The organism is Nitrospirota bacterium, from assembly GCA_016180645.1.
Classification (GTDB): Bacteria; JACPQY01; JACPQY01; order JACPQY01; family JACPQY01; genus JACPAV01.
Genome location: JACPAV010000064.1, coordinates 1 through 12,549, shown reverse-complemented (window position 1 = coordinate 12,549; position 12,549 = coordinate 1). Strand labels below are relative to the sequence as shown.

General features: G+C 61.9%; 15 protein-coding genes. 3 read left to right on the top strand and 12 right to left on the bottom strand.

The annotated features are described in order from the left end of the window. Both HYT87_20290 and HYT87_20285 read left to right on the top strand, forming a co-directional pair. A partial coding sequence (locus HYT87_20290) for an RCC1 repeat-containing protein (protein ID MBI2062059.1) occupies nt 1-1,349 on the top strand: 1,349 nt, incomplete at its 5' end. Between the two features lie 328 nt (nt 1,350-1,677). Further along, a complete protein-coding gene (locus HYT87_20285) occupies nt 1,678-1,821 on the top strand; it encodes a hypothetical protein (protein ID MBI2062058.1) in 144 nt (47 codons plus the stop codon). Here the strand turns inward: HYT87_20285 and HYT87_20280 are convergent. From HYT87_20280 to HYT87_20225, 12 genes are all read right to left on the bottom strand, one after another. Further along, nucleotides 1,800-2,402: a hypothetical protein gene (locus HYT87_20280; protein ID MBI2062057.1), complete on the bottom strand. Its 603-nt coding sequence runs from the start codon at nt 2,400-2,402 to the stop codon at nt 1,800-1,802. The genes HYT87_20285 and HYT87_20280 overlap by 22 nt on opposite strands. A 162-nt stretch (nt 2,403-2,564) precedes the next feature. After that, nucleotides 2,565-3,014, bottom strand: a complete 450-nt coding sequence (locus HYT87_20275) for an isoprenylcysteine carboxylmethyltransferase family protein (GenBank protein ID MBI2062056.1) — start codon at nt 3,012-3,014, stop codon at nt 2,565-2,567. A gap of 297 nt (nt 3,015-3,311) precedes the next feature. Continuing rightward, the gene (locus HYT87_20270; GenBank protein ID MBI2062055.1) at nt 3,312-4,367 is read right to left on the bottom strand and encodes a hypothetical protein; all 1,056 of its coding nucleotides are present in this window, start codon (nt 4,365-4,367) and stop codon (nt 3,312-3,314) included. 350 nt (nt 4,368-4,717) lie between these two features. Further along, nucleotides 4,718-6,013, bottom strand: a complete 1,296-nt coding sequence (locus HYT87_20265; GenBank protein ID MBI2062054.1) for an SEC-C domain-containing protein — start codon at nt 6,011-6,013, stop codon at nt 4,718-4,720. Further along, entirely contained in the window at nt 5,991-6,947 is a 957-nt protein-coding gene (locus HYT87_20260; protein MBI2062053.1) for a hypothetical protein, read from the bottom strand. Before HYT87_20260 ends, HYT87_20265 begins: the two co-directional genes overlap by 23 nt. Then, nucleotides 6,944-7,792: a hypothetical protein gene (locus tag HYT87_20255; protein ID MBI2062052.1), complete on the bottom strand. Its 849-nt coding sequence runs from the start codon at nt 7,790-7,792 to the stop codon at nt 6,944-6,946. Before HYT87_20255 ends, HYT87_20260 begins: the two co-directional genes overlap by 4 nt. A gap of 57 nt (nt 7,793-7,849) precedes the next feature. Beyond that, nucleotides 7,850-8,326, bottom strand: coding sequence for an SMC-Scp complex subunit ScpB (locus tag HYT87_20250; protein ID MBI2062051.1), 477 nt, complete (start codon nt 8,324-8,326; stop codon nt 7,850-7,852). 7 nt (nt 8,327-8,333) lie between these two features. Beyond that, entirely contained in the window at nt 8,334-8,807 is a 474-nt protein-coding gene (locus HYT87_20245; GenBank protein ID MBI2062050.1) for a hypothetical protein, read from the bottom strand. Next, the gene (locus tag HYT87_20240; protein MBI2062049.1) at nt 8,804-9,556 is read right to left on the bottom strand and encodes a hypothetical protein; all 753 of its coding nucleotides are present in this window, start codon (nt 9,554-9,556) and stop codon (nt 8,804-8,806) included. The genes HYT87_20245 and HYT87_20240 overlap by 4 nt, the downstream gene beginning before the upstream one ends. A gap of 10 nt (nt 9,557-9,566) precedes the next feature. Next, nucleotides 9,567-9,992, bottom strand: a complete 426-nt coding sequence (locus HYT87_20235) for a hypothetical protein (GenBank protein MBI2062048.1) — start codon at nt 9,990-9,992, stop codon at nt 9,567-9,569. A gap of 5 nt (nt 9,993-9,997) precedes the next feature. After that, a complete protein-coding gene (locus tag HYT87_20230; protein ID MBI2062047.1) occupies nt 9,998-10,660 on the bottom strand; it encodes a hypothetical protein in 663 nt (220 codons plus the stop codon). Between the two features lie 236 nt (nt 10,661-10,896). Beyond that, nucleotides 10,897-11,094, bottom strand: coding sequence for a hypothetical protein (locus HYT87_20225; GenBank protein ID MBI2062046.1), 198 nt, complete (start codon nt 11,092-11,094; stop codon nt 10,897-10,899). Nucleotides 11,095-11,662: 568 nt separating this feature from the next. Here HYT87_20225 and HYT87_20220 point away from each other — a divergent pair. After that, on the top strand, nt 11,663-12,549 hold an 887-nt coding region (locus HYT87_20220; protein MBI2062045.1), incomplete at its 3' end, for a tyrosine-type recombinase/integrase.

Sequence of the window (12,549 nt, the reverse complement as noted above, 5' to 3'; positions counted from 1 at the left end):
GGGACAATCTCTACGGTCAGCTTGGGGACGGAACCACCGCCAATCGCCTGACGCCTACCGCCGTGTCATCACTTTCGGGCGGTGTGGCCGTGGCGGGGGCCCAAAATCACACCTGTTCCCTTCTTTCCGACGGCACGGTGAAATGCTGGGGACGCAATCTCTACGGTCAGCTTGGGGACGGGACGACCGCCGACCGCCTAACGCCCACCGCCGTGTCCTCACTAGTCGGCCCGATGGCCGTCAAACTCCCCCGCCTCCACGAATCCACCGCCTCCGGCGCCCCCGCCCGCCCCTTCCGCGAAGGCATCACCAACCACCTCGGCAATCACACCTGCGCACTCGTCTCGGACGGCACGGTGAAATGCTGGGGGTACAATATCTACGGCCAGCTTGGGGCCGGGACGGGGGGGGACAAATCGACCCCCGTGGCCGTGAGCAGCCTGTCGGGTGGTGTGGCTGTGGCGGGGGGCAACGTGCACACCTGTTCCCTTCTATCCGACGGCACGGTGAAATGCTGGGGGCGCAATTTCTACGGTCAGCTTGGGGACGGGACGGGGGGGGACAAATCGACCCCCGTGGCCGTGAGCAGCCTGTCGGGCGGTGTGGCCGTCGCGGGGGGCAGCAATCACACCTGTTCCCTTCTATCCGACGGCACGGTCAAATGCTGGGGGGCCAATGCCCAAGGTCAGCTTGGGGACGGAACCACCGGCAACCGCCCAACGCCCACCGCCGTGTCTTCACTCTCCGGTGGCGTGGCCGTCACGGGGGGCAGCAATCACACCTGTTCCCTTCTTTCCGACGGCACGGTCAAATGCTGGGGATACAATTACGGCGGTCGGCTTGGGGACGGGACGACGGTGGACAAATTGACCCCCGTGGCCGTGAGCTCCCTCACGGGCGGCGTGGCGGTCACAGTGGGCGCCGATCACAGCTGTTCCCTTCTCTCCGACGGCACGGTGAAATGCTGGGGGCGCAATGTCTTCGGTCAGCTTGGGGACGGGGGGCTGGTGGACAAATCGACCCCCGTGGCCGTGAGCAGCCTGTCGGGCGGTGTGGCCGTGGCAGGGGGCCTAAATCACACCTGTTCCCTTCTCTCCGACGGCACGGTGAAATGCTGGGGGCGCAATGTCTACGGTCAGCTTGGGGACGGAACCAGCGCCGATCGCCTGACGCCTACCGCCGTGTCATCACTTTCGGGCGGTGTGGCCGTGGCGGGGGGCATCGATCACACCTGTTCCCTTCTTTCCGACGGGACGGTGAAATGCTGGGGGAGGAATCTCTACGGCCAACTGGGCGACGGCACGAGCACCCAACGCCTCACCCCCGTCCCCGTCACAAATCTTCCGTAATCGGAAAAGGCGCACGGGTCAAGTCTTGACTTGATACTTCTCGACCCCGCCGGCCAACTCGGCGACCGGACCACCGTCAACCGCTCCACCCCCGTCCCCGTCACAAATCTTCCGTAATCGTGCTACACTTTGGTCATGGCAATGAACAAGACACAGCGGACGAGTCTGGCGAAGTTCTTCTACGATGCGCCAAGCTGACGTTTGGGGGTACCGTCGTTGCGCCGTTTGTCGCTACACAACTCGGAAACGCCAAGGTTATGATGGCCGGGCTCTTCGTCACGGCCATATTTGTGTCTGTAGCCGTTTACCTTGAAAAAGGAGCCTGAACGTGGATCTTAGTACCTACTACATGACGCTTTACCTTACCGGAGCGGGCATCGGTCTGGCGGTTCTGGCTGTCATCTATTTCCAGGATCGGCGTGCCAACGGGACACGCGCAACGGACGACTCCTATAAGCGCCTCAGCCAGTAGGCGGCGCCCAGCATGAAGGCGCCCAGCGCCAGCCCGATCCATGCGTAGTTCCCGGAATGGACAATCCCCGTCTCTTCGGTCAGTTTCTCCATGCGCATCCAACCCATGACGACCTCGGCGAAGGACGGCACGAAAACAAATACAAGAAAGACAGCCACGCCGACCCCGGCGAACATCAGCGCCCAAGCCGCGAGATCCCGCCGCCGCTGAGCCCGGATTACTTCCGGCCCCGCGATCAACGCGGCGTCCTCGGCCTTTTCCTGCCGACTCTTTCCGGGACGCCGCGCCTCCTTGATGTTGTCGACCACCACTTCCGTGAAGAGGGAAAGGAGCGCAGCAAAGGTCAGCGAGGCGCCGAGACCGAGCGAACTCACGCCCACGATACCCACCCAAGCCGCCGCGCCCTCCACCCCAAATCCCCTGTACAGAATGGCGGCCAGGAGGATCATCCCCCACGCCCCCCAGATGCACCACTTGGACACGCGCGAGAGCACGTCCCGGACCCCCTCGCCGAAAAACCCCAGCACGTATCCGACGCCGATGGCGGCGAGCGTGGATTGAAGGAGCGGGCCCTTGATCATGCTACTCGACCGAGGCTTTCACGGAGTCGGAGTGTCGCCTCGCTTCGAGGCGATGCTTCCCCGAGCAGGTTTTCCCGAAAACCTTCCATGTGCGGGATGGCGCAGCATCTCGGGGGTCGCCAAGGATTCGACCGTGGTTCCCGCCCTTCAACGCGCCATCCTTCACAGCCACCGGCGTACGCCGGTCTTGTATTCGAGGTACGCCTTTCCGAAAGCACGTTCAAGGTATCGTTCCTCGCGAGCGATCACATAGAATCGCAGCACCAGATACACGGGAATGGAGAAAAGCAGGACCCACGTGTTTCGCGTCAAGATCCCGGCGCCGAACTGGACAAGCAGAAACGCGAGGTAGATGGGGTTCCGGGAAACTCTCAGTGGCCCTTTCCGTATGAGTGAGGCGGACGGCCTCCAAGGCTTGAGCTCCGTCCTGGCCAGTTTGAAGTGCCGCACCGTGAGGAGCAGGATCGATGCGCCCAACGCAATCAGCGCCCCGCCCGCGATACGCATGGGCAACGGATCGAACAAGGCAAGAATCTGAAAGGGTTTCAGGCGCTCAAGGAAAAAGCCCAGTCCGATCCCGACCGCCACGATGAGGGGAGGAGGGATTCGCACACCGGCACTGTCCCTGGCTGGGGCCGTCACGACCTGTCCCCCGTCGACTCATCCTCCGGAACCTCCTCCATCACAAACTGGCCTTGGGCGCGTATTTCTGCAAAAGTGCACAACAAGGGTTTTGAATTCATCGTTTTCACATGACGTTGCACACCGCTACGCATGTCCAGATTCCCACAGGCCCTCGGATCAACTCAGAGACGAGACTACCCACGAACCCGTCTCGGAGCACCATTCTGGTGCAACCGACCCAAAATATTACATCGAGGTGACCTACCGGCCTACTTGTGGCTGTAATCATCCAGCCTCCGCCGGGCCGGCCGGATCCAGCCCTGCGGCGCCAACAGCCGCCCTCCATGTCCCGAAGTACCTTCGGGCGATGCTGGGGAGTGTACTTTCCCGCTCTGCCATCGCCGCCTTGAGGGGCGGAATGCCAAGGGCCGCTTGCCTGCGGATGCTGTCCAGGACATCCTGCATGGTCCAGACTTTTCTCAGACGGATAGCTTCATAATCCAACGCCGCCTCATTCACGGCCTTCTGCCACGTGCCGAAGTACCGGCAGGCGGCTGCGTAGAGCGATGAATCACCGAAAAATACGGCCCTCAGGTTCATCGGTTGGCCAGATTGAGATCGGGACCGGATCCGGCTGATCACCTCCGCAGGGGACCACTTTTTCCGGAACCGAATCTTCTTCGGATCGAAGCCGGCGGCCCGGAGGGCTCCGTCCCAGCTTCCGAACCGCAACCGGGCGCCCTGGGCAAGCCATGTGTCCTCCAATTTGACCACCTTATGATTGAGGGGTTTCCCCAACGCCCACCTCTTGCGAATTGCGCGGATGATGAGCTTCAGATCATAAGGCTTGGTCTTTCTGATCGTGGCATACCGGATCCCGGCAGCTTCGATGGCCACCCCATATCCTCCGAAGTGTCTCGCGGCCGCACGCTTGATGCCGTGGGGGACTGCGTTGGCGTTGAGCGGAAGTCCCTGCCGTCGGCGCGATCTGATTTCAGCGACCAGACGCGCGCGGTCCCATTTGAAGCGGCGGCTGGACACGTGGAGGTCGAGCCCGGCGGCCTGGAGTGCTGCCTTATACGAACCGAAATGGTAGCGGCAACGTGTCTGAAGTCGCCGGTGCGTCGCAACGCGTTGCGGCCGCAGTTGGCGCGGGCCGTGCGCCGATGTCGTGAGGCGCCGGAGTTCCGCTATGATCCTGGCGGGGGTCCATCGGGTAATTGCCCGACTCACGGCTTTCCGAGCAGCCGGACTTGCCACGTAAACGACCCCGAACCGGCGTTTGTAGTCTTCAGACCTCATTCGATGGACCCGAACAATATGAATCCCCAGGTTCTTCATCCGGAGCCCGCAGAGAAGACACTGGATGGTCTCCTTGGGCGTACCACGAAGAGCCAGAACGCGCAGTCTGGGTCTATTGCGACCGGACCTCGATGGATCCCCTCGCATGGAATCGGCTGGCCCGGTCAACGGGGCGGCTCAGATTTCACTCGGCGATGCATTCCCGGGCCGGAAGCCGGACAAGGGGACATCCAATTTGTCTGCCGGGGGTGCTTGGGCTTTCCTTTCCGGGCAATCGTCCGGGCCTTTTCCGCATTTTCGTGAAGAATTTCATAATAAGCGCGGGGTTATCATACGCTCCCGAAGGGGCGTGAAGCACAAGCCGCGCCCCACTTCGGCAACACGAGCCATCAAATCTCCTCGCCCATGGTTTCAAAGGCAATGGACCATCTTTCATCGGGATCGTCGAAATGCACCTTCCGGGGATCGAAGGAATCGGGATCGTAGGCGCCACCGGCCCACGTCAGCCATTCGTCGTGCTCGGGATGGTTCACATCCCGCACGGCCTCGAGGAAATCGTAGTAGCCGCCGATGCCCCCGACATCCTCCGGAGGGGCCAATAGCGCGCCCTCCGTGCAAGAAGGGTAGGCCACGGCGGGATCGCGCGGAATAATCTCTTCCAGCGCCACCTCATGCTCCCAGCTGTCTCCGAAATCATACTCATATTCAGCCGTGGGATGATTCAGGGTGACCCAGTCCGCGATGGCCTGTTTCCAACCCGGCAAGGTGGGAAACTCCTCCTGCCACTCCTCATCCGGAATACCGATCAGCTTTTCCTTCCCCTTTCCGGCACGACACATCCGGAAGACATGCAGGTGATAGTCCTTCCACCCCATCGCGTCCTGGATGGCCACATGCAGGTCCCAGAATGAGTAGTTCTCCGGGACCAGGATGCGCCTCCAGATCGGAGGATTCGTCCCGTGGAGAGTGATCTTGAACTGGAATACCCTCGCGAACTGAACCCGCCTGCGGGGTCTGCGACTTCTCGGGCGATTCACGTGGGCGGCATCCTCGGCGTTCGTTCCAACGGAATCGATTGCGTCGTCGAGACCCTCGAACTCAGGCTCCGACGCCTCCTTCCCCAAGCAGCACTTCTTGTACTTCTTTCCACTCCCACAGGGGCACGGCTCGTTGCGTCCGACTTTCCTTCCGGAGGGACTCGCTGTGGGGACCAACTCCTCCGCGCTCGGTCCATCCCCGAGGCGGCCGTGCACACAGCCATCAACCTTGTCCCTGAACAGGGCATAATGTCTCTTGACGCGATCGACGTAGGCGGCATCCCTCAGCAGAATGTTCTCGACTATCGCCAGGATGCCGGGGGCCAGTTCCGTTTCAGGGCTGCCCAGATTCAGAATAGGCCCCTTGAGGTTTGCAACATCACGAGCATCACCGCTCCTCATCCATTTCGCGTAGAACGCGGGGTCTTCCCAACCCCACGCCACAACCGCCTGGACCTCCTTGCGGAACGAACAGACGACGTAGAAGAAAACGCGCCGACAGTCGCAGCCCGTCTCATCGCAGAACATTTCGATGAACCCATAGTTCCCCGGCGGAAGGCCCAGATTGGATTCGGGCAAGACGGTGATCGACCGGGTCTCACGCTCGGCGATCTCGGGCAGATGGTCACGGAAGAGCACGTACGGCATCTCGCCTCCTTCCCACCTTTGCCCGGCGTTGGCTCCTGATGGGTGAAATAGGATCGCGCGCCCAGTCCGGTCTCCAGCCGCTTTCCCACATCTTGCTCGGCCCCCAGCTTTCGATGACAAGATGGTTGGGATTGTCTGCTGCTTGAGCCACGTGCCGGATGGCGTGAGCCAGATCCCGACGGAACACGGCCGTGTCCAGCAGGTCAGGGTCGCGGAGACGAGCCTCCTCGTATCCTGCGATGTACCCCTTCATGATCTCATCCCCCACCATGGAGACGACGCTGATGAGCTCCCTTGGATAGAAATCCGTGAAGGCATAGTTCTTCGAATACTCGAGCGTGAGCGGCTCGACACGCCTGGACCAAATGAAGAAAGGCCGCTTGGGATGCTCCAGCGTCAAAGGCGCGGACCGGGCCAGGCACTCCTTGCACTCCCCGAAGAGCATGAGGTCCCGACGCCTCTCATCGTCGTACACCTTGTCCGCGATATTCTTCCGAACGATGGGAAACGCCTCCATGCCATCCTCCCAGAACCCTTGCTCGCGGCAGGAGTTGGCAAGTGTTCGAGCCAGCCAGTACGCTTCCGGCACGGGCAGGATCGTGAGGATCGCCCGATGTGTCGCGGCCGACATCGGCCGACAATGTTTGATCCGACCAAGGATTCTGAGGGCGACGTCGAAGTAGGCGCGTCCAGCCTCTCGCATCGAAGGGCAGAGGCGGGGTTGCCAGAACTGAAGCATGTGGTCGACGAATTGAGCCCCCTCAAGCCAGGGCGGTGTTCGACGAAGATATCGCGCAAAACCGCCGATCGAACTTTTCATGCTGGGGGGAGGCGAGGCGAATCTGCGGGAACGGCGAGGACGGTCTTTCGGCTTGGGAGTGGCCACGGCCAATTCCAAATCGAGGTGGGCCGGATTGGCCTTTCCAGATATCACCGCGTTCGTGCCCCCGCTCCCGCCCTTTGGGTCCGACTGCGGCGCTTTTTCCGGACATCCGGAGGCGCATCGGCAGCCGGCTCCGCTACCCTCGCCCACTCCGGTCTCCATCCCTCTTCCCACTTCTTGCTCGGCCCCCAGCTTTCGATCACCATGACATCGGGGTTGTCCGCAGCCGTGTAAACGTGTCGAATCGCGTGGGCCAGATCGCTACGGAATTGCTCCTCGGCCGGAAGGTCGGGATCGATCCCTATCGCCTCCCGAAAGCCGCCAAGATAGCCCCTCATGGCTTCCTCGCCGACGAGCGTCATCACGGTGATCAGCTCACGCGGATAGTAGTCCGTCAGGGGGTATCTCTTCGCGTACTCCCTCACGATCGAAGGGAGGCGCTTGTTCCAGACATGGAACGGCCTCTTCGGGGAGGCGTTCGAATGGACGCCCGCCTCCTCCACGCATTCCTTGCACTCCCCGAAAAGCATGAGGTCCGTTCGCTCATCATCGTCGAGCTTCTCGGCCACGTTGCGGCGGACCCACAGGAAGGTCTCCCCGGCGTCGCCCCAGAACCCTGCGCGCCTGCACCAGTCGTGAAGGGAAGCAGCCCACGCATACACCTCCGCTACCGGGAGGATCATCAGGATCGCCCGGCGCGATTGGGCGGAGGGCGGCTGGCAGTGCGTGACCTTTTGGGCAAGGTCTCGAGCGACATCGAAGTAAGCCCTCCCAGCGCGCTCCATCCACGGCTTGATCCGGGGCTCCCAGAACTCCAACATATGATCGAGGGAGGCTGCGGCCTGGAGCCATTCGGGCTCCCTCTGCCTGCCAGGCATTCGCACGAAAGGATTCATGTCACCTTCCTACCAACGCGCTCCAACCGAGACAGCTTTCTCACATTCCTTAGCCCCTCACAAGCCATCCGGTACGGTCGCCGAAACCCTGTAAAGCCACGCCCCTCCCCTGCCCCGCGAGCGGCCAGCGCGCCGGACAAGGCCGAGAGCACGCAATGTCTCGACGGCATTTCTCGGATTCGCGCCGCGGATGCGGGCCATCTCTTTGATGGTGAGCGGTCCTTTCTCCTGAAGCAAAGCGAGCGTTTCGGCCGCCTCGGTAGAAAGTTGCCTACGTCCCAGCGGGTCTCCGTTGAGCCGCGCGACCATCACACGTCCCGCCGCGCCCACCGCGACGAGCCATCTCCCCTTCTCGTCCGAGACGAGCGCGAGGCCGACGCCGGCAAGCCGATCCTTGACATGCTCCATCACGCTCTCCACGTCATGGGTCTCGATCCCAAGCACTTGGCCGATCTCCGCTGGGGCGAGCGCCCTGCCCGACCCGATGAGGACGGCGCATATTTGTCTCGGACGGTCGGCCTCAGTCGATTCCACGGTCACGCTACGACCAGCCCTTGCGTCCGAACTCCAAGACCTTCTTCACCGTCGCGGCCGTCTGGAGGAGAGCGAGTTGGCGAACCAGCGCTCTTGTATCGTCGTCTTTCAGGTCCGCATTGCCGGTATGCAACTTGAGCCGGCTCGGCTCGACCACCTCGACCCAAACCCTCCTCCCGCTCCGGAGCGCGCTCAGCACATGGCTCCTGAGTTCCTTCGGCATCGCACCTCCACCCTTTGCGAACGCCCGCAGGTCGGGCCCCAAGCTCCGGCTTTGGCCCACCCACGCTTCGTTCATCCGAGCTTGGTCAAGAAAAAGAAGTCGATAGATGCAGGGTTGCCGATTCAGGAGGCCGGAGAGAGAGGGTGGCACGAGGGATCTTCTCTCGATGCGAAACTCGCCGACCGACATCCAACGGAGGTTGCCTTCGACCTGCGGTGCGGAATCCGCTTCGGACCTCGCGACGGGATTCTGCTTCATGCTCCGGCACCAGGATCGCCCGCCGTGCCCCGTGTGACATAGACGTCCCCTCCGGCCTCACGCTGCTCAATCCGCGCCTTTCGCTGATACGTGAGATCAAGGGCGGCCAGGAACGCCGTCACCCGCTCGGCTCTTTCGATACCCCACACGGCCTGGAGGATGAACCTGGTTCGTGCGGCCAGGAGGGCGAGCAACTTCTCGATCATCTCCCGTACCGTCGGGCGGTCCATCTGCACCTCGTGGGGCCTCGATTCGAGTTCGGAAAGGATCTGGTCGAGGCTGTCGGCAAGCTCCTCGAACGACACCCATTCCATGCGAGGACCACCGGTATCCGATCCGCCTTCCGCCAGGACCTCACCATAGCGCCCGGGCGGCGGAACGGGCCTCACCGGCAACAGGCGGACATCGATCTCGTCGCGGAGGGCGCGCGCTTTCTCGAGGATATGCTTGAGAAGGATCTCTCGCGCCGCGGGGTCGTCCGGAGATCTTCCGAGTCGCTCGACGAGGCGCGTGCTTTTCAGGAGGATGAGAAGCGCCACCAGTTCCAGGAGGTCGCAGGCCAGTTCAATCGCCCGGGGAGCGTGCGGCAGGTTTGAGGCGAGGAGCGTGAGCTGCGAGGCATGGGACGCGATCGAAGCCTCGAAGGCTGCCGTCTCGCGCTTTTCCTCGTCCGGTCCGGTGACGAGCGCGATCAGGACCTCAAGCTTCTGCTTGAGATCGAAGAGAGGGTGGAGAGCCGCCGCGCTCATACGTAATATCCTATTGAAGATGGAGTTCCCGGAACATCTTCTCTCGCTCAATCGGGTCCTGGAGAGCCTGCGTGAGGCGTTTCAGATTCCGCACGAACTCGGCCCGGGACTTCGCGGCGATCCTGACGCCGTTGGCCACTTTCTCAAGCCACTCATCCTCCTTCAGGGGTTCCCCTTCGATGACGTACTCGCCCAGCGCGGGCCTTCGGGATGGCTCCCCATTCACTTTGCCGTTCACGAAAGCCGTGAGCCGGTCCCGGCTGATGACCATCGAGATGCCCTTCTTCTCTCCTCCCGCCGCGCGCATGAGGTAGACCGCGCTCGTCTTGGGGATCTTGAAAAGCTTCTCCACGTCCTTGCGATCCAGAAGGGCTGGCACCTTCATCAGCTCGAAGGCGATGTCTGCTGCACGGGGGATCCAAGTGTAGTGTCGCATCCTGCCTAATGGGCTGCGGCCCGCTCTTTCTTGCTGGGGCGACCCGCGAAGACCGAGGCCGCCAGGCCCCGGACGAAGGACGGTGGCGGCAGCTCCTCGCGTCCATCCGCTCCGGCCTTTGCAAGTTCTTCCAAGTAGGTCTCCACGACCCACTGCATGGCAGACTGCGTGACCTCATCGAGTTCGTACCGGAAGCCCCGTTTCTCGAAACGCTCGTCTATCGGATACTCCGGCAGGATCTCCCGGAGCCTCGTCCACCAAAGGTGATCCAGCCCCTGCCATTTCTTGCAGAAACGTTTCTCGATCCGCTCGAGACAGCACTCGCAGGGTGGGTAGTCGAGAGAAGGTTTGACCAGATTGTCTTTTGAGAGCGTCTCCGCCAGGCGCCGGAGCTGCTTTTTCTTGGGGACGCACGGCGTATGCGCCGGCTTGGCTGCCCTGTCGATGTAGCTGAAGGCCTGCTCGACCTCAACGGTGAGGAGGGTTGCGACCTCGAAGGCCACCGAGCTGTAGATCCAGCCGCCGTGCCCATACCCACAAAACCGAACCGAACGGATCGTCCTCAGTACTTCCGCGAAGAGATTCCTGCCTGTCTCCGCGGCCCAGGGCTTTATCCTTGGCGCCCACCACTCCTCCAGATGCCGCCGGGCCATCTCTGTGGTGTTCATGCTCTTGAGATGAACGATCGGTCGATCCGACAACGGGATGTTCACGATCTTCCGGCCTGTCCCGCCCCTTCCGAGCCTACGCGGTCGGGTTTCCTCCTCTTGCGAGCCTCGGCGCGCATCTTGAGTTCGCAGTCCCTACAGACATGTCTCGCGTGGCCCTTGCCGCTGAATCGTTCATTCGCGCGTATTCGGCCGCAAACCCGGCAATAGTGACCCCGGTATTGTTTCTTGCCCATCTACACCGGCTCAAACTCCCATCGCACGCCCACCCTGTGGCCCTGGTGCGGATAGAGTTTCTGCAACGTCGGGCTGGTGGAGTTGTTCCAAATCCTCTTCACGCCGAAGTAGAGCGGGAGTCTGATCTTCTCCTTGCATTCGCGGCACTCGAAAAAGAACGTGACCTTTCCCCGCTCTCCCAGGATCCGGCCTTTCATCCCACCACCTCGAACCGGCCGGAGGCCGCAGAATTCGAGCCCGCCAAGCGGCGGGCTGTTCGAGGTGGTGGGATCATGCGGCAAAGAGGGCTCTTGAGGTCGAGACCGATTTTCCGTGATCGAAGCCGTTCGGGCGAGCGGCTATCGCGGTGCGGCCTGGGCGGTGGGTTGGGGTAGCGCGGCGTCCGTGCGTGTGTCTCTTTTGCATCCTTGTCACGCTCCTTTATTGTAGTTCAGCCGTTCGACAAAAGCAAGGTTTCGTTTTGGGGCTGTTTTGGGGCTCTTTCGGCCTGTGTCATGGGTCATGCGTCATGTGTCATGCGCCATTTTCATACTATCACTAACCCTCATTTGTGATATAGTCATGGAAAAAGGCGCAGGGCGCCGGACGAAAGGCGCGAGGCAAGAGAGACAGGAAGGCACGCGGGAAGAACCGTGCAAAGTTCAGGAGGAATGGAGTCATGTATTCATGTGTTCATGGAGTCATGTGGCGATGTGGCCGGACCCGGAGTCCTTCTTCTCCGTTAGATGATTCCATGACTCCATCACTACATGACCACATCTTCCCATGACTGACCTCGCTCTCGCTTCGCCGTCCGCGCTCCTCGCCCGGATCGAGGCCTTCCTCAACGACCCCTCCTTCAGCGCCGACACGCGGCGGACGTATCGCACCGCCCTCGAAAAGTTCGCGGCTTGGTTGAGAGGAAAAACCTTCGCCACCCCGAGAGAGGCCGTGGTAGAGTTCGTCAGGCATCTGCAAGCAGCGGCACCGTACCCGGGACGCGAGCCGCACGGAGCGACAGCTTCCCTGCCATCGCCTATCGCCCACCGCCCATCGCCCTCGGCCGTTTTGCGGCCGAACACCATCCAACTCTACAAAGCCGCGGTGATGAGTTTCCTCGGCTACCACGGCGTCGTGGTCGGCCGCGTGAAGAGCGCAAGGCGGAGTCGGCACCATCTGAAGGACGCCTTCACGCCGGAGGAAGTACGAAGGATGATCGACGCATGGACCGGGGAGGGCTCCGCCGCAGTCCGGAACCGGGCGCTCATCGCCCTCCTCGCGACGACGGGCCTCCGCCAAGTGGAAGCCTGGCGGGCCGACGAGGCGGACCTGCGCGTGCGGGACGGCATCCGCACGCTGGTGATCCAAGGTAAAGGCGAAGCGGACAAGAACAACTTCGTGGTGATCGGCCCCGAGGCGTGGGCGTACCTGAGAGACTGGCTCAAGATTCGGGAGCGAATCTTGACTGCACGAGCCACGAGTTTGAAATCCCCTCCCCTGCCCTCCCCCTCCTCAACTGAGATTTCAAATCTGAAATCTGAAATGGCGTCCTCGCCGGCCCCCTCCCCTCCTCCATCTGAAATCTCAAATTTCAAATCTGAGATGGCGTCTTCGCCCTCCCCTGCCCTCTTCCTCACAACCGGCCGGCGGACGCTGGCTCAAAGAATGACGCG